This window comes from Nocardia sp. CDC159, assembly GCF_023740735.1.
GTDB lineage: Bacteria > Actinomycetota > Actinomycetes > Mycobacteriales > Mycobacteriaceae > Nocardia > Nocardia pulmonis.
In genome coordinates, this window is sequence record NZ_JAMRXH010000012.1 from 88,954 (window position 1) to 106,159 (window position 17,206).

Consider the following 17,206-nt stretch of genomic DNA (forward strand, 5'->3'; position numbering starts at 1 on the left):
AGTGCGGTGCAACCACAGTGGGTGCCCAACGCGGCGGACATCGAGCGGGCGCGGATCACCGATTTCGCCCGCTTCGCGGCGGAGCGGACCGGCCGCGAATTCCCGGACTACCACGCGCTGTGGCAGTGGTCGGTCGGCGACCTCGACGGCTTCTGGGGCGCGCTGTGGGAGTACTTCGACCTCGGCCCGGCGCCGGAGACCGTGCTGGCGAGCGCGGAGATGCCGGGGGCGCGATGGTTTCCGGGCGTGCGGCTGAACTATGTGGACCGGATCGTGCGGCAGGCCCGCTCGGATCGCCCGGCCATCGTCTACCTGAGCGAGGACGGCGGGCTGACCGAGGTCTCCTGGGACGAGCTGCTGGGCCGCACGGCCGCGCTGGCCGGGGTGCTGCGGGCCGGGGGCGTGCGGCCCGGCGACCGGGTCGTCGGCTATCTGCCCAACATCCCGGAGGCGGTGATCGCATTCCTGGCCACGGCCAGCCTGGGCGCGATCTGGAGCGCCTGCGGGCAGGACTATTCGGCCAAGGCGGCGCTGGATCGGCTCGGCCAGCTCGAGCCGGTGGTGCTGGTGACCGCCGACGGCTACCGCTACGGCAACAAGGTGCACGACAAGTCTGCGGATATCGCGGCCCTGCGCGCCGGGCTGCCGACCCTGCGGGAGACCGTGGTGGTGTCGCGGATCGGTGCGGCGGTGCCGAACTCGCTGGACTGGGCGCGGATCACCGAACCCACCGGCGCCGAGATCGACGCCGGGCAGGTCGATTTCGATCATCCGCTCTGGGTGCTGTACTCCTCGGGCACCACCGGCCTACCCAAGGGCATCGTGCACGGCCACGGCGGCGTGCTGCTGGAACATCTGAAAGCCGTTGCGCTGCAGGCCGATATCGGTCGTGACGACGTCTTCTTCTGGTACACCAGCCCCAGCTGGATGATGTGGAACTTCCAGATCGCGGGCCTGCTGGTCGGCGCGACGATCGTCTGCTACGACGGCAGCCCGGCGTGCCCGCGACCGGATTCGCTGTGGGAGATCGCCGCTCGCACGCGCACCACCGTCCTGGGCTCGAGCCCGGGGTACGTGCTGTCGTGTATCAAGGCCGGGGCGGTGCCGCGGCGCGAACACGATCTGTCCGCGCTGCGCATGGTCGGCATCACCGGTTCGTCGCTGCCGCCGTCGTCGTCGATCTGGTTGGGCGACAATGTCGGTGACCACGTGCAGGTGGCCTCGATCAGCGGCGGCACCGATGTGGTGTCGGCATTTCTCGGCGGCGCGCCCACCGTCCCGGTGTGGCCGGGCGAGCTGTCGGTGCCCTATCTGGGCGCGGCGGTCGACGCCTGGGACCCCACCGGCCACCCCATCCGCGGTGAGGTCGGCGAGCTCGTCATCACCGCGCCGATGCCGTCCATGCCGGTGAAGTTCTGGAACGATCCGGACGGATCCCGATATCGCAGCGCCTATTTCGAGATGTTCCCCGGCATCTGGCGGCACGGCGACTGGATCACCATCACCGACCACGGCAGCTTCGTGGTGCACGGGCGCTCCGACTCCACGCTCAATCGGCACGGCATCCGCATGGGCTCGGCCGATATCTATCAGGCGGTGGAATCGCTGCCCGAGGTCGCCGAGGCCCTGATCATCGGCGCGGAACAGCCCGACGGCGGCTACTGGATGCCGCTGTTCGTGGTCCTGGCCGCGGGCAGCGAGCTGACCGAGGAGTTGACCGACCGGATCAACGGGGTCATTCGCACCGAGGTCTCCCCGCGCCACATCCCCGATGTCATCATCGCGGCCCCCGGCGTGCCGCACACCCGCACGGGGAAGAAGCTGGAGGTGCCGATCAAGCGCCTCTTCCAGGGCGCGGATCCGTCGCGGGTCGTGGAACGCACCGCGGTGGACAATCCGGATCTGTTGGACTGGTACGCGGCGGTCGAGGTGCCCAAGCCGGGGGAGTGACGGCTCATGCCGCCGAATCGGCCGCCTGCTCCATACTCAGCCGACCGTCGACCATCCGGTACACCGCGTCCATCTGATACAGATGCGACCGGTCGTGGGTGACCAGCAGCGTCGCGGTGTTGTGGGTGTGGACCATGTCGAGGATCAGGTCCATGACGGCCGCCCCGCGCTCCTGATCCAGGGCGCTGGTCGGCTCGTCGATGACCAGCAGGGTGGGATCGTTCATCAGGGCGCGGGCGATATTGACGCGCTGGCGCTGACCGCCGGACAGCTGGCCGGGGCGCCTGTGCTCGTGGCCCGACAGCCCGACCGAGGCGAGCAGATCCAGTGCGCGCTCGCGGGTCTCGCGCCGGGTGCGGGGCGAGGCGAACAGGCTCTGGCCGAGATGAACCATGGCCTCGAGCTGTTCCAGGGCCGTGAGCGCGGGCACGAGGTTGGGCTGCTGGAAGACGATGCCGATCTCCTCGCGGCGCATGCGGGCGGCCTCGCGCCGCTCCAGGCCGACCAGATCCACGGTGCCCGAGGTGGTTTGCAGGCGGATGCTGCCGGAATCGGGACGGATCAGGGTCGACACCACGGCCAGCAGGCTCGACTTGCCCGAACCCGAGGGCCCGGTGATGGCCGCGATCTCCCCGCCGCCCACCCACAGGTCCACCCGGTCCAGTGCGGTGATGCGGCCGGACCCGTCGGGATAGGTGAGGGTGACGTCGGAAACCGTCAACGAGATCATCGAAGCTCCTGGTCTTTCAACGCGATTGGTTCAAGGCGGTCAGTGGGTCGGTGGTGGCGAGGAAGCGCAGCGCGAACGCCGCACCCACCAGGCCCAGCCCGATCAGCGCCGCGGCGGGAACCAGAGTGGTTGCGGCACTGAGCACGAACGGCACCGAGTCACCGATGAATGTGCCCGCCACGGCGGTTGCGCAAACCCCGATTCCGACACCGGCCAGCAGGACGAGCAATGCCTGCCCCAGCGCGTCGCGTACCAGCGACCCGGTGGTCGCGCCCAGCGCCTTCAGGGTGGCGATATCGGGTGTGCGCTGAATCGTCCACACCGTGAAGAAGGCCCCGATCACCAGCGCGGAGATGGCGAACAGCATGACCGTCATCAGGGTCAGCGATCCGTTCTCCGCCTGATACGACGCGATGGCCTGCAGCGAGCCCCGCACGCTGGTGGTCCGGGTGTGCGCGGCGGCGTTGGCGGCGTCCGGATCGGGCACACCCGAGGCGATCAGTACGGTCGCCGCACCGCCGCGCGGGGTCACCGCCCGCCAGTCCGGCAACGTCAGCCACACCACCGGCGTATGGGCGAACCAGTCGTCGTCCCCGATGGCGGCGACGGTGAGGGTGGCCGAACCGATCGAGAGCCGGTCGCCCACCGCGGCGGAGAGCCGCCGCGCCGCGGGCTCGCTCAGCACCACCGTGCCCGGATCGGTAGCTACCCGATTGCCAAATGCGTTCCCGTCCACCCCGAACAGCGCCACCCGCGTTGGTGCGGCCCCGTCGTGGGTTGCCTGCGCATGGCTGATGCCGACCGGATCGACCATCCCGCCGGCCTGCTGCCAGACGCGCACCTGTTCGGGACTCAGCGCCGAGGCGTCGAACGACGGCGATGAGCCGGTATCGGCGAAGACCACCGCATCCCCGTCGACCCGCTGCAGGGCGGAGATGTTCTGCTGGGCCAGCCCGGCCGTCAGCCCGCTCAGAAAGCTCACCAGCAGCGCCACCATGACGACGACCAGCGTGATGAGCAGGAAGCGGCCGCGGGCGGCCCGCAGCTCTCGGAGCGCGACGAACATGCCTCCACCATGGCCGCGATCCGCGGCCGGGCCATCGCGAACCGGAACCATTCGCCGACCAACCGGCGGAGGGTGCCCGATTCCATCTTTCGATGGATGCCGGCTCGGTAACCGCGCATAAGCTGACTGGGTGCACCGCTCCCCGCTCACCCCCGTCTTCGCCGCACTGCAGGTCGGTCTGCACGCGCTCATGGTGGCGCTGACGGGTGTCGTGGTCGTGCGGGGCGTGCTGCTCGGGAGCGGCCACCGATGGGGGGTGGCCGCGCTGTCCGCGGTGTTCCTCGTCACCTACTTCGCCGGAGTGGCGCTGCGCGGGCGGCCCGCGGCGGCCCGGGTGTGGCTGGGCGTGCTGACACTGATGTGGCTGGGCTTGGTCGCGACCGTGCCGGACGCGGTGTATCTGGTGTTCCCGCTGTACTTCCTGTACCTACATCTGCTGCCGCGGTTCTGGGGTGTGCTCGCGGTGGCCGCCGCCACCGCGGCCGCGGTGCTCGGCTACGAACTGCACAAGGGTTGGAATGTCGGCGGTGTGATCGGGCCGATCGTGGCGGCGCTGGTCGCGATAGCGATCGGGCTGGGCTATCGGGCGCTGTTCCGCGAAGCCGCCGAACGCCAGCGGCTGATCGACGAATTGCTCACCACCCGAGCCACACTCGCCGAACAGGAGCGCACCGCGGGCAAGCTGGCCGAGCGGGAACGCCTGGCCCAGGAGATCCACGACACCGTGGCGCAGGGACTGTCGAGCATCCAGCTGCTGCTGCACGCCGCCGAACGCGCCGCCCCCGATCATCCCGCGCTGCAACAGATCCGGCTGGCCCGCGACACCGCCGCCGACAGCCTCGTCGAAACCCGCCAGCTCATCGCCGAACTCACCCCCGCCCCGCTGGACGGGCAGTCGCTGACCGATGCGCTGGACCGGATCGCCCAGCGCGCCAACACCCCCGACCTGCGGACCCAGCTGCTGGTGGAGGGCGTGCCCGAGCGGCTGCCGATGCCGGTCGAGGCCGCGCTCGTGCGGGTCGCGCAGGGCGCGGTATCCAATGTGGTCCGCCACGCCGAGGCCGAGCGCATGCGCATCACCCTCACCTACGCCGACGACGCGGTGCATCTGGACGTGGTCGACGACGGTATCGGCATCGATCCGGAGGTGTTCCGCCGCGGCACCTTCGGCCTCAATGCCATGCGCAGCCGGGTCGAACAGCAGGGCGGCAGTATGAACGTCGAGTCCGAGCCCGGCCACACCGCCGTGACAGTCTCGTTCCCGCTGGAGGAGTCATGATCCGTCTGCTGCTCGCCGACGATCACGCCATCGTCCGCGCCGGCCTGAAGGCGCTGCTGGATTCGGGCGAGGACATCGCGGTGATCGGCGAGGCCGCCACGGCCGAGGAGGCCGTGGCCTTCTGCAGCACAACCGAAGTCGATCTGGTCCTGATGGATCTGCGCTTCGGCCCGGGCAAGTCGGGCGTCGATGCGACAACGGCGTTGCGCGCCCTGCCGAATCCACCCAATGTCCTCGTCGTCACCAACTACGACACCGATGCCGACATCCTCGGCGCGATCGAGGCGGGCGCCTGCGGCTACATCCTCAAGGACACCCCGCCCGCCGAACTACTCGCCGCCGTGCGCGGCGCGGCGGCGGGCGAGAGCGTGCTGTCCCCCTCGGTCGCCTCGAAACTCATGACCCGGGTCCGCAAGCCCGATACCACCTTGAGCCCCCGGGAGATCGAGGTGCTGCGCCTGGTCGCCGACGGCCATTCGAACCGAGAGATCGGCAAGCGACTGTTCCTCAGCGAGACAACCGTGAAATCCCACCTGGTGCACATCTATTCGAAGCTGGGCGTGAAATCCCGCACCTCAGCCGTCGCCCGCGCCCGTGAGCGCGGGGCCATCTGAAGTCCCGCTGAACTCGGCGCCGTGATGTCGGGCCGGATGCCAGACTGGCAGCATGGTGACGATCATCGGCGGCGGTATCGCGGGTTCGGCGCTGGCCGGGGCACTGGCTCGGCGCGATCGACCGGTCTCCCTGTTCGAACAGCGCCGCGACGGTGGGGGCGGGGCCTTCCTTTTCATCGATGGCCGCGGGCACGACGCGCTGTTCGAGCTCGGTGTCGACCGGGACGCGCTGTACGCGGCCTCGTATCCGGTGAACGGGCTTGGCTACGCCGACAGCGCCGGTCGCCGCAGCTCGCGTACCGATCGGGGGCATCGGTTCTGGCTGCGGCACGCGCTGATGGAGATCCTGACCGAATTCGTCGGCGACTCCGGCGCCCAGCCGCACTACGGACATCCGATCGAGGACGTCACCCTGGCCGAGGGCGGTACCATTCTGCACCGGGGCGGCGCGGCTATCACGGTCGATGACCATCTGATCGTGGCCACCGACGGCATCGACTCGGTGGTGCGGTCGCGGCTCGAACCTCAGCGCTCCCCGGAGTATGCCGGTGATGTGGTGCTCTACGGCCGGACCACCGAGCCCGTCGAGGCGGACGGCGAACCGGCGGTCCTGCACTTCTTCGCCGAGATCGCTCCCGACGGCGGCTCGATCAGTACCTTCGGGCACATCTGGCGGCCCGACGATATCGCGTACTGGTTCATTCGCATCGCCCGGCCGCCGCTGACGGCTGCCGATGATCTCGGCACGCGGCCGATGGACGAGTGGGCCGATACGGTGCTGGCGGCGGCCCCGTCCAGCCGGAAACTGGTCGGGGACCTGATCAGCCGGACGGCGGCCGTGCATGTGAGCAATGCCCGCAATGTTCCGCTCGTGGGCGCGGCGGAACCCGCCCTGCCTGTCGTGCTGGTGGGCGACGCCGACCACGCCATCACCCCGGCCGCGGGCGTCGGCGCGCGGGACGCCCTGGAGGACGCCCGTGCCGTCTACCAGGCGGTGCTCGCGAAGGCGTCGCCCGCGGCCGCCATGGCCGAGCGGCGCGCCGAAATTCTGGCCGAACGCGAACGGGTGCAACGGGTTCGGCGGCAGAGCATACGCTGAGCGATCGCCTCAGCGGTTCGGGCGGGCGATCGGTTGCCGGACGGTGAGCCAGTGTTCGAAGCCCGCGAGGTCGAATTCGCGGCCGCGCAGGTCGGTGTAGATGCCGGAGCGGATCGCGGTGACGCGGGTTTCGGACCAGCCGAACCAGGTGTGCGATGGATAGTCGAGCAGTAGACGGGTACCGGCGGGCAGGGTCCGCGCGGCCTCTTCCTCCTCGGTGCCGGTGGCGATCGCGCGCGGGTCGTAGCCGGATCCGGCGGCGAGTTGCAGTGTGTCCGTGGTGGTTCGGGCTCCGATGCGGACCGGAACCGCGATATAGGACGGGATGCCCGCATCGCGCATCGTGGCCGACGGGTTGCCGACGAATTTCGGATCGACCGCGTAGACCAGCACCGGCGGACCCACCCGGTGTAGGGTCGCATCCTCCGAACCCGGCGTGGGATGTGCGCGCAGAAATGAACCGGTCAATTGCTGAACGGTAGCTGATGCCAGTACTCGGTCGACCGCGCCGACGTCGACGCCGGTGGTCCAGCCGGTCTCGGTGGTCGGGTGCCGCGCGGACGAGCAGCCCGCGAGCGCCGACGCCGTGAGCACCAGCAGCGCCAGCGCGCGGAACGCCGGCCGCCTCATCTGCGCTCGTCCGTCCCGGGTGGAATGCGCATTCTCCATCTCGATCGCATGGACACATGCTAGATACTCCCCGATCGGGCATGGCGGCGATGTGCTGGGCGGACGCCCACACCCCTACGGCGGCGCTGCCGTGATTCGGCGTTAGCGGCCCGTACGCTGGAGGCCATGGCCTCTCTCACCGATCCGCAGGTGCGCGACTTCCTGTCGCAGGGCACCCGCACCGCCAAGCTCGCGTTCGTGGCCACCGACGGCCGTCCGGTCATCAACCCGGTCTGGTTCATCGTCGAGGGCGACGAACTGGTCTTCAATACCGGCAAGGACACCGCCAAGGGCAGGGCGATCCTGCGCGATCCCCGGGTGGCGATCTGTGTCGATCTGGAGGAACCACCATACGGCTACTTCCAGATCCAAGGCACCGCAACGGTTTCCGAGGACCCCGACGAACTACTGCGCACCGCCACCATCATCGGCGGCCGCTACATGGGCGCCGACCGCGCCGAGGAATTCGGCAAGCGCAACGGCGTCCCCGGCGAACTGGTGGTCCGCGTGCGGCCGACGAAGATCCTCGGCGGCGTCGATATGACTGTCTGAGCCCGATCAGTAGGCGCGCACCGCCCGCTCCACCACCGTCTCGACATCACCGGCCAACAGCAACCGCTCGCGCACCAGTGCATTCGCCGCCGCTCGCACCGCCGCGGCATAGGCGTGCCGGGTCGAATAGCGATCGGTGATCGTCGGGCGGCCGGGCGGGAAGGGGAGTTTGCTTCCGAGGCGCTCGTAGAGGACGTTCGGCAGACCATCGACGGCGCGGCGCGGATTCCAGCCCGTGTAGACGGCGAGCGGAGCGGCGACCTCGGGCAGGCGCACCCCGGCCACCTCGTTGCCGTCCTCGTCGACGGCCGGTACCAGGCTGAGGTACGGGTCCCCGTATTCGACCGGCCAGCGACCGATGCCGCGGTCCGCGTCGGGTCCGAGGTCGAGGCGGTACGGCCGGGGGAGGGCGTCGGCGTCCGGGCGCGGGACGTGATCGAACTGTGCGAGCACCTTCGCCGCGGGAACGGCCGTACCGTCGCCGACGCGCGGCACCCGGCTCGGCGGCGGTGCCTGACCGTCGATCACCCACTGCCGCAGTGCGATCAGCAATGCGCGCAGGATCGGCTGCGGGTCCAGGTCGTGCGGTGGATTGGCCCCCGGCATGATTTCTTTGATCGGATTCGGCCCGAAGTGATCCGTCCCGGCCAGGGCATAGACCCGCACATCCGGATCCTCGGGCAGATCGTCGCCCGTCACCGGATCCACATGCACCAGCGACCCGTCCCCGCGCCAGTACTCCGAGGCGCTGTTGGTGAGGACGACCTTCGGCACTCCGCCCGATTCGCGTTGGCGGGCAAGCAGTGCCGTGCTGTCGAACGGCGGCAGGGCGGCGAAGCCGTCGACTCCCGTGAGCGAGGGCTGGGCGTAGCGGTGATTGAATTCGCCGCGGGCCCCGCTGGCCACATGCGCGAATACCCCGTCGAACACCTGGTTTCCCGATTCGTCGAGATTCAGCCCCTCCCAAAGGAATTGGCGCAGCAGTCGACCACACTGCGACACCCCGAACCCGAAGGCCCGCTCGAAGCCCTGGGAGCGCAGGTGTGAAACGATGTCCCGAATCGCCAGCAGCCCGCATCCGGCGACGGGCGCGCGGTGCGTGCGATAGTACAGCTCGTACCAGTGGTAGGGCTGGAAACCGCCGTCCAGTTCGATATGTGTCGAGTCAGTGAAATGCCAAGCGTCGCGCGGGATTACGGTCCGCTCGCCGTTCGGCGAGGTGCGCACGGTCAGCACCGCGTCCGGATCCTCGACATCGGCCGTGGGGTAGCTCGCGAACCGGAAGAACCCACTCAGCCCCGGCATGGTCTCACTGAGCAGATGTTGCTTCTCCCCGGTATCCGACCGCCACTCCACCCGCATCCACCCCGCCCCGACCTCGACCTCGGGCACGGTGACGCCCAACTGCCCCGGCCCCCGCTCGATATCCCACTGCCACCCGCACCAGGCGATCGTCCACCCGCGATCCAGCAGAAATCCGTCCCCCGGATGAATCCGCTCCAGATCGGTGTAATCGATCACCGTCCCCGAACTGAACGGCACCCCACCCAACATCCCCCGATTCGGCACCACGAACAACAAATCCCGGCTCCCACCCGCCACCGGCCGCAACATCCGCAGATCCGCCTCGAACCGCACCAACCCATCCCCACCCCGCCCCGCCAACCCCAAGTCCACAATCCGCCGATTACCCCCCTCCTCCGGATCCACGGCAAACCCCACCGTCCCCCGAACCACCTCATACCGCTCATCCACATAGGGCACCACGGACGCCACCCGCACCGCTTCCACAGCCATCTCCGCAGTCTATGAGCCGACGAGCCCAGCCACTCCTCGGCATCCGGCTGCGTCAAGCGTCATTCGGGCCAGCCGGGATATGAGGGCAGGGTCTCGGGACGTGCCACGCGAACGGAGTGAAAACCTGCACCAAGGGGGCGGTTCTGCTCGGCGAGTTCCTTGTCCGCCTGGGAGGGCGGCGGGAACAGGGTGTACCCCCATGCCTCACAGCGATTCGCATCTGCTGGATCGGAGTTGGTGATATTCAGCTGCCAGCCTTTGAAGAGGTTGACCGACGGTCCCTGCCAGTGCCGGGCATTCGGCTCCTCCGGCGAAGCCGGGGCCGTCTGGCGTGCAACCGGCTGAGGTTTCTGACCCCTTTTTTTGGGGCTGAAGGTGACCCGCGTGCTCTGGATGGACCCTACGGTCCAAGTCACATAGTGCACCTCGTTCGGAGCGTAGATCACCGGGAACTTCGCCGCCGCTCCACGCAACTGCATACAAGCGAATGCCTCGAAACCATTGTCTTTGGGAATCAACGACATCAGTCGCCAGTTCAACGTGCCGACCAACGAGGCCTGCTCGAGGTTCTTGCTGAGTGCATGGCCGACGTTCCGGCCGTCATCCTTCGCCAGCGCCTCGCCGAATCCCCAGTAGGTTTCCTGAACTCGCAGGGTCGCGTTCTTGATGAACTCCGATTCGACCGCGGCCCGCGCGAGTAGTCCCTGCTCCCCGAGCAGATCCACGCCTGGTTCCGAGCTCCATACATTGGTGGCATCGATGATCTCCGCGGGCGGATGGTACGGGTAGGGCTTCTCCGGGGCGACCGAGGTGCCGCCACGGTCGTTTCCGCATCCGGCAGCGAGAATTCCTACGGCGGCGACTGCCCCCATGAGACGCATTCTCATCGGGTGGTGGACCATGTGTTGTACCCTTGCCGTTCCAGTTCGTCGGTGGTCAACCTCTTGATTTGCTGCTGGCCGTCCATGGTTCCGTCGGAAATGATTCTCTGATAGACCTTGGCGGCTTGGTCGCCGTTGTTCAAATAGTTCTGCTGGCCCTCATTGCTGACGCCATAGCTATTGAGAAGGTTGGGAACGTATCTATCGAGCAACCCGGCCGCGTCGGTGTTGTTGGTGGCGAGGGCGTAGGGCTTGATTTTGTAGCCCTCGTCGGTCGAAGTGAGCATCGCGTTCTGAATATCGTTGGGCAGCAGGCCCGGATCGACTTGTCCCGTCTGGATGAGCGCGGCCAGCATGTTGTAACGCCGATTGCCGAGTGTGCTCGACTGCAGGATGTCGTACTGCTTCCCGGTGGCCGGGTCGGTCAGTGTCGTACTGGGGGTGTGCCCGCCGTAGCTGGGATCCACGCTGGTGATCGGTGCCTTGTAGTATTCGCTGACGGCCTGGGCGATCGGTCCGCCGATGCCGCCCGGCGTACCAGCGACGCCACTCATGCCGATCAAGTTTTGAGCGACGCCGTAAACAGCGGCACGTTGGTCGGTGAGCGCCTTTGCCCGATCGGTCTCGTTCAGGTTCAGATCTGCGACATGCGCATTCATTCCCGCGTCGACCAGACCCCTGATTCTGCCCGAATAATGGCCCATGTCAACCTGTTCCGCCCCGGACAGCGCAGCATTCGCGGCAAAATTACGGTCCATCTGGTCTGCCCATGCCAGTGCACTGATATTTATTCTGCGACTGGCTTCCGGATCGCCATCCAGAATGCTGAATACGCGTGTTGCCTCAACCGGGCCAGTGCTGTCCGGCCGGAAGCCGTGGGTGCCGGTAATGGATGCCGGTGCTCCGACCATATCACCCACATAGGGAGAGAGCGCAGTGGCTATGGACTGAGCCGCGCGGGGGTTGACTTCGGCGAACGAATGGCCGCTCTGCCCAGGCATATTCAGCAGAGATTCGTACATGTTCACGCCGTTACCGGCCTTTGTGGTCGACATCAACTCGGCTATCGCATTCGCCGCCTGACCGGCATGTTCGGCACGACCTTGATCCGCACTGAGCGCATCCGTCGCGGTCCACTCGACCATCCTGCCGAGCGCGGCCCCGTCGTCTTTCCACTCGTGTGTCAGCAGCGTTCCAACTGCGCTGTCGCGGTCGTAAGGATGCCAGGACTGGCCGGGCGTTCCCTTGCCGAAGAGTTCTTCGCTGCCCTGGCCGGTGAGCAGTGCGTAGTTGGCATCGTGGTTGCGGGATGCGACGCCGAGGAGGCTCTGGGCGCTGTTCTCGGTGTGCTGGAGTGCTTCCGTGTCGGGGAGTTTCGTTCCTTCGTACTTGCCGTAGCCGCCGTGGTCGAGGATCCAAGCCTGGTGTGCGGCTTGGCGGCCCAGTTCGACTCCGAAGCGGTCACCGGGTTGGTATTGCTTGTCGGAGCCGCTGAGGAAGTCCGCGAAGCGGTCCATATCCGCGGTGTAGTCCTTGATCCCGCTACGAGCATCGATCTTCGGTCCGAAAAGGTCCGACCGGTAGTCGTCGGGCAGGTCTCGGGTGTTCGCATCCGGCGCACCGGCGATACCGGGACGGGTGCCGACGATTTCGCGGATCTCGGAGTCGAGTTTGTCGAATCCGCCCCGGTTATTGATCTTGCCCTGCGCATCGCGGCTCACCACGTTCTCGTTCGAGAGCGTCAGCATGCCGTTGGCCAGGGCCGTGCGCAGATCCGTCGACTGCGGGCTGCCGTCGGCCTTGAGGGAGCTGGAGAGGGTGAGCAGGCCGTCGCGGCCCGCCTTGTCGTAGAGGTTGGTCAGGTAGTCCATGGTGGACGCCGGGACGGTGACCGCTTCGCCCGCTTGCAGGGCCGTCAGCTGTTCGGGGGTGAGGCCGGTTTGCTGGAGGTGGTCGAGGATTCGTTGCTTTTCCTCGTCGGAGAGCTTGCCGTCCGCGATGGTTTCGCCGTCGGCCCTGCCCTGTTCCGCGGTGAGTTGGCGGGTGGGGTCCAGCTTGCCCGGGGCCTCGACCGCGATGCTGGTCACGCCGCCGCTGTTGGCGAAGGCGTTCTGAATATGGGTGGTCGCCGTCTCGATCGCGGTGCCGAGGTCGGCCAGTGCCGACTTGATCGGCGGTTGCAACGTGTCTTTGCCGTACTTGTTCAGCGCCGCCAGTGCGGCATTGCGGTCCTTGGGATCCTCGGAAGAGGTATCGGCCGCCGCCTTGGCCGCTTCGCTCGGTTCGACATCACCGTTCTCGGCTACGTCGTACTTTGCCTGAATTGCGATCGTAATGGCCTGAACGGCTCGGTTCTTCGCCGCCCATATCGCATCGCGGTCGCCGGCCAAGGTGGCGATGGCGGTGGTCAGATCGCCGGTGAACAGGCCGCCCGCCGTCACGGTCTGCTGCGCGGCGTCCCTGGCTCGGTCACCGGTCTTCCCGGTCCAGAAGTCCACGGATTGGCGATAGTCGTCGCCAGCCTTGTCCAGTCCCGTCTGGACGGTGTCGCGGACGGTTTGCCATTCCGTGACGAGGGCGTTCAGTGCGTTCGGATCGCACTGTTCGGCTTGGGTTTTCGTCGCGGCTACCATGAGTCCCCCTCCTTGGATTCAGGCTATTTCGGGCCGTTCGGGTCCAGGCGATCGAATTCGCGGGCGCGGGCCTCGTCGATGTGGAGGAACTTCGCCGCGACCGTGACGGTGTTGTCGCCGAGGGCATCGAGGGTTTTACCGAGGTCCTGTAGCGCTTTGCTCGCCGTGGTGGTCGCGGTGGCGTAGGCCTGGCCGATCTGGAATCCGGGGAAGCCGTTGGTCAGCGTGGTTGCGGATGCTCCGGTCTGGGCGGCTTTGATGTCGGCGGCGTAGGTCTTCACGTTGCGGGCCAGCACGGCCGCGTCTCTGCCATCGATCTCGACGGTCTCGCTCAACGGGTCGGCCATGGGCAGTGATGTTACGTCCGGACCTTTTGGTTTGGTAAACCATGATCAACGATGGGGTTGGAGTCGTTCCGGATTTGAGCGAGGAGTGGGGAATGATGGCCGGTCTGGATCCGATGCAGGAGAACACTCGTAGGCTGGTGGAGGCGCTGACCACGGCTCGGTCGCGGGCGCAGTCGGCCGATGGGTATCTCGTGGTGGAGGCCTGTGCCGACGGTGAGATTTCTGTCCGGATCGATGACCGGGCGCTGGTGTACGGCGGTGCGGCGGTCGGTGCGGAACTGACCCGGCTCGCTGCCCAGGCGCTGAGCATGGCGCGCGCGGGAGTTCGCGACGCCGCGTCGACGTTCCGTGCCGATCCGCGCATCAGCGCCGTGTTGGAGGCGACCGAGGATGCGATGGATCAACCGCTCGGACAGGTGCGGCAACCGGAAATCGGTTATCGGCCTGCCCCGCCGAGTGGTCGGCAGCAGCCTCTGCACAGGCCGGTCGACCACGACCCGTACGACGATGAGGACGACGACCCGTACTACCGGCGGAAATCCTGGCTGGTCGATTGAAATATCCCGCCCTTGTGAAATTACGGGGAAATTTACTAGCATCGCCTCGTCCGGCTCGAAATTAATTGAGCGCCAATAATTTTGAAATTGGGTGATGTCATGCTCTACACCGGTTCCGGGCCGTACTGCTACAGCAATTCGCTTGCGATGATGCTGGGGGACGACGCGCCCACGCCCGCGGTGATCGAGGTGCTGACGGGTGCGCCGTTCGGGATGGCTCTGGTCGGCGGGAGGACGCCGTTCTTCGATCCGTACGGCTGGAATCCAGAGCTGGGGCTCGATATCGCGGTCGCGCTGCTGGGGTGGCGATGTGAGAGCAGCTCCGGTGGGGCGGCGGGCGAGGCCGAGGGGCGGCTGCGGGAGGCGCTGGCCGCGGGGCCGGTGCTCGTCGGGCCGGTGGAGATGGGGCTGCTCCGTCATCAGCCGGATATGTGCGGGGCCATCGGGGCCGATCACTTCGTGGTGGTCCTGGCCGTCGAGGGGGATCGGGTGCTGATGCACGACCCGCAGGGGTATCCGTTCGTGACGCTGCCGGTGGCCGAGTTCATGGCCGCGTGGCGCGGCGGGATGCTCGACTACGGGCAGCCGTACACGATGCGGTTCGGGTTCGTTCGGGAGCGGCACGTGCGCATTCGGGATGCGCTGCGGGGGTCGGTGCCGAATGCCGTTGCGTTCCTGCGCAACAGGAAGGATCTGCCCGTACCGGAGGGGACACGGGGAGCCTTCGATGCCGCGATCGGGTTGGCCGACCTGCTCACCGCCGATCCGGGGCCGGATCTGAGGAATCACCTGATGTACTTCGCCATTCGGGTGGGCGCACGCCGATTGTCCGATGCCGCAAGGGTACTGGGTGAGGTGGGCCTGGAAGATGCTGCGGCGGTGGCTCGTACACAGGCACGGCTGGTGGGATCGCTGCAATACGACATCGTCACCGGCGATGTCACCGCCGCCGCCGAGACCCTGCACCGGCTGGCCCCGACCTACGACCGTCTCGCCTGCGCGCTCGATCCGTCGCTGGGCTGAGCCGCCCACTCGGTGACGACGCATTCGTCGCCGACGGCCAGCCGCCCGGGGCGGAGCACGGCGAACTTCGCGCCGAAGGCGACGCCGCCCGCGGGGCTCCGCCGGGTGGCGGCCAGCGTGCGCAGCGGCTCGGGTCCGCTCCGGACGCCGGTGTGCTGATCCACCATCGTGACGACGCAGCGAATCGCGGGTTTGGCGTAGCCGAGTTCGGCGTCCCCCAGCAGGATTCGCCGGGCGAGGTCCTCGCGATGCGGCTCACCCCAGCCGTCGACGACGATATTGGGCCGGAACCGGTTCATCGGCAACGGATCCCCGCCCCGCTCGACGATCAGATCGTCCAGCGCAACCAGCGACTCCACCGAGAGCAGATGCACCGGGCAGCTGTCGGCATAGCCCGACGTGCCGGGGGTGAGCCCATCGGTGACGCGATCGTGCTCGGGCGGCACCCGCACCAATCGGCTCGGCGCGTCGAGCACCTCGGTGAGCCAGCGGGCGACCGGTTCACCCTGATCGATTCCGCGATAGCCCACCCCGAACAGTGTGACCGGCAGCCGCGGTCCGTCGATATCGACCGCGACCTCGATCGGTTGCGCAGCCGGCGCGTGCAGGATCAGCGCTCGGCCCGCGGCATCGAGCTCGGGCCGGATCAGGGCCAGCCGGGGATCGCGCCGCTGCGACCGGAAGACTCCGTCGGGCCCGGTCACCATGAAGCTGCGGTCGTGGGCCAGGCCGGCGGTCGTGAGCCGGGCATCGGACAGCGCGATGCCCGCGCAGCTCTTGATCGGATAGGTGATCAGGGCGGTGACGATGGCCATCGGCTCCTCCAGTCGACTGGGTCACGGTATCCGGTGCGGCTCGAAATACACTCACCCACATGACCGTGCACTTCATCGGGGCCGGGCCCGGCGCCGCGGATCTGCTGACCGTGCGGGCGGTGCACCTGCTCCGCACGTCACCGGTCTGCCTGTACGCGGGGACCTACCTCGATCCCGAGGTGCTCGCGCACTGCGCGCCCGGCGCGGAGTTGATCGATACCCAGCACCTGGACCTCGATCGAATCATCGAACACTGCCGCACCGCCCACGCGGCGGCCCAGGATGTGGCCCGGCTGTGCTCGGGCGATCCCTCGATCTATTCGGCGCTGACCGAGCAGACCCGCAGGCTCGACGCGCTCGGCGTGCCGTGGGACGTCACCCCCGGCGTCCCGGCCTATGCCGCCGCGGCCGCGCTGCTCGGCACCGAGCTGACGGTCCCGGAGCTGGTCCAGTCGGTGGTGTTGACCCGGACCCAGGCCCGCTCCACCGCCATGCCGCGCTCGGAGGCGCTCGGCGGCTTCGCGCGCACCGGGGCGACCCTCGTGCTGCATCTCGCGATCACCCGCATCCGCGCGCTCGCCGACGAACTGTGCGGTGACTACGGAACGGACTGTCCGGTCGCCGTGGTCTACCGGGCCAGCCAGCCGGACCAGCTCGTGTTGCGCGGCACCCTGGCCACCATTGCCGACCAGGTCGAAGCCGCCGAACTGCGCCAGGCCGCGGTAATTCTCGTGGGCCGCGCGCTGGCCCCGGTGGCGCACTGTGTCGAATCACACCTTTATGACCCGGCCCGCGTACGTCACATCGCGTCCGGCCCGGGGCGCTGAATCCGAACGCCCGACACACGGTATGTTCAGATATATTGCCGGACGGAAGTTTTGGATGCACACGCCGTGGGACCTGGTTCGATGCTTATTGGCTATGAACCATTTTGGTCGCTGGGCCGTCGCGGGCGGTAGATTGGTTCGGTGTTCATCAGCGAGGTTCTCCGTGTGACCGATCCGTGGCCGGCCCGCGTGGTCAGGACCATGTAACAAGATCGGCCTGTAGGGCGTATAGGTCCTATGAACATTTTTGTCTGATTGAGATTCGAAGTGAGCCCCGAACGCGGACGCCACGCTGGGATTAGGTGAGCGTCGGCTTCGGTGTGCGTCGTCGGGGACGCTGCAGGGCGTTTCGGAAGCGAGGTTAGGG

16 protein-coding genes are annotated in these 17,206 nt (G+C 67.6%); 8 read left to right on the forward strand and 8 right to left on the reverse strand.

Features of this window, described 5'->3' with window-relative positions:
* The first annotated feature begins 6 nt into the window (after positions 1-6).
* Positions 7-1,950: an acetoacetate--CoA ligase gene (locus NDR87_RS24650; protein ID WP_251913261.1), complete on the forward strand. Its 1,944-nt coding sequence runs from the start codon at positions 7-9 to the stop codon at positions 1,948-1,950.
* A 4-nt stretch (positions 1,951-1,954) separates the two neighbouring features.
* Here the strand turns inward: NDR87_RS24650 and NDR87_RS24655 are convergent, their stop codons facing one another.
* Positions 1,955-2,680, reverse strand: a complete 726-nt coding sequence (locus NDR87_RS24655; RefSeq protein ID WP_251913009.1) for an ABC transporter ATP-binding protein — start codon at positions 2,678-2,680, stop codon at positions 1,955-1,957.
* A 16-nt stretch (positions 2,681-2,696) separates the two neighbouring features.
* Positions 2,697-3,746, reverse strand: a complete 1,050-nt coding sequence (locus NDR87_RS24660; RefSeq protein WP_251913010.1) for an ABC transporter permease — start codon at positions 3,744-3,746, stop codon at positions 2,697-2,699.
* A 130-nt stretch (positions 3,747-3,876) separates the two neighbouring features.
* Here NDR87_RS24660 and NDR87_RS24665 point away from each other — a divergent pair, with 130 nt between their 5' ends.
* From NDR87_RS24665 to NDR87_RS24675, 3 genes are read left to right on the forward strand one after another with little or no spacing between them, the layout of a single operon-like run.
* Entirely contained in the window at positions 3,877-5,025 is a 1,149-nt protein-coding gene (locus NDR87_RS24665; protein ID WP_251913011.1) for a sensor histidine kinase, read from the forward strand.
* Positions 5,022-5,639, forward strand: coding sequence for a response regulator transcription factor (locus NDR87_RS24670; protein ID WP_251913012.1), 618 nt, complete (start codon positions 5,022-5,024; stop codon positions 5,637-5,639). Before NDR87_RS24665 ends, NDR87_RS24670 begins: the two co-directional genes overlap by 4 nt.
* A 52-nt stretch (positions 5,640-5,691) precedes the next feature.
* Positions 5,692-6,738 (forward strand): NAD(P)/FAD-dependent oxidoreductase, encoded by a 1,047-nt coding sequence (locus tag NDR87_RS24675; protein ID WP_251913013.1) that lies wholly within the window; start codon positions 5,692-5,694, stop codon positions 6,736-6,738.
* A gap of 9 nt (positions 6,739-6,747) precedes the next feature.
* Here NDR87_RS24675 and NDR87_RS24680 read toward each other — a convergent pair whose 3' ends face one another.
* The gene (locus NDR87_RS24680) at positions 6,748-7,368 is read right to left on the reverse strand and encodes a hypothetical protein (protein ID WP_251913014.1); all 621 of its coding nucleotides are present in this window, start codon (positions 7,366-7,368) and stop codon (positions 6,748-6,750) included.
* 165 nt (positions 7,369-7,533) lie between these two features.
* Between NDR87_RS24680 and NDR87_RS24685 the strand changes: the two genes are divergently transcribed.
* Positions 7,534-7,959, forward strand: coding sequence for a PPOX class F420-dependent oxidoreductase (locus NDR87_RS24685; RefSeq protein ID WP_251913015.1), 426 nt, complete (start codon positions 7,534-7,536; stop codon positions 7,957-7,959).
* Between the two features lie 6 nt (positions 7,960-7,965).
* Here the strand turns inward: NDR87_RS24685 and NDR87_RS24690 are convergent, their stop codons facing one another.
* From NDR87_RS24690 to NDR87_RS24705, 4 genes are read right to left on the reverse strand one after another with little or no spacing between them, the layout of a single operon-like run.
* Complete coding sequence (locus NDR87_RS24690) at positions 7,966-9,756, reverse strand: alpha/beta hydrolase domain-containing protein (RefSeq protein WP_286014011.1); 1,791 nt, start codon at positions 9,754-9,756, stop codon at positions 7,966-7,968.
* Between the two features lie 59 nt (positions 9,757-9,815).
* Entirely contained in the window at positions 9,816-10,628 is an 813-nt protein-coding gene (locus NDR87_RS24695) for a hypothetical protein (RefSeq protein WP_251913016.1), read from the reverse strand.
* Positions 10,629-10,639: 11 nt separating this feature from the next.
* Positions 10,640-13,270 (reverse strand): hypothetical protein, encoded by a 2,631-nt coding sequence (locus NDR87_RS24700; RefSeq protein WP_251913017.1) that lies wholly within the window; start codon positions 13,268-13,270, stop codon positions 10,640-10,642.
* Positions 13,271-13,293: 23 nt separating this feature from the next.
* Positions 13,294-13,617 (reverse strand): hypothetical protein, encoded by a 324-nt coding sequence (locus NDR87_RS24705; RefSeq protein ID WP_251913018.1) that lies wholly within the window; start codon positions 13,615-13,617, stop codon positions 13,294-13,296.
* 92 nt (positions 13,618-13,709) lie between these two features.
* On the opposite strand from NDR87_RS24705, the gene NDR87_RS24710 reads away from it, so the two are divergent.
* Together NDR87_RS24710 and NDR87_RS24715 are read left to right on the forward strand one after the other, a co-directional pair.
* Positions 13,710-14,174, forward strand: coding sequence for a hypothetical protein (locus NDR87_RS24710; RefSeq protein WP_251913019.1), 465 nt, complete (start codon positions 13,710-13,712; stop codon positions 14,172-14,174).
* Positions 14,175-14,261: 87 nt separating this feature from the next.
* On the forward strand, positions 14,262-15,197 hold the full coding sequence (locus NDR87_RS24715; protein ID WP_251913020.1) for a hypothetical protein: 936 nt from the start codon (positions 14,262-14,264) through the stop codon (positions 15,195-15,197).
* Here the strand turns inward: NDR87_RS24715 and NDR87_RS24720 are convergent.
* Positions 15,155-16,012, reverse strand: a complete 858-nt coding sequence (locus NDR87_RS24720) for an MOSC domain-containing protein (protein ID WP_251913021.1) — start codon at positions 16,010-16,012, stop codon at positions 15,155-15,157. The genes NDR87_RS24715 and NDR87_RS24720 overlap by 43 nt on opposite strands.
* Positions 16,013-16,071: 59 nt before the next feature.
* Here NDR87_RS24720 and cobM point away from each other — a divergent pair, with 59 nt between their 5' ends.
* Positions 16,072-16,839, forward strand: coding sequence for a precorrin-4 C(11)-methyltransferase (cobM, locus tag NDR87_RS24725; protein ID WP_251913022.1), 768 nt, complete (start codon positions 16,072-16,074; stop codon positions 16,837-16,839).
* The last annotated feature ends 367 nt before the right edge of the window (positions 16,840-17,206 follow it).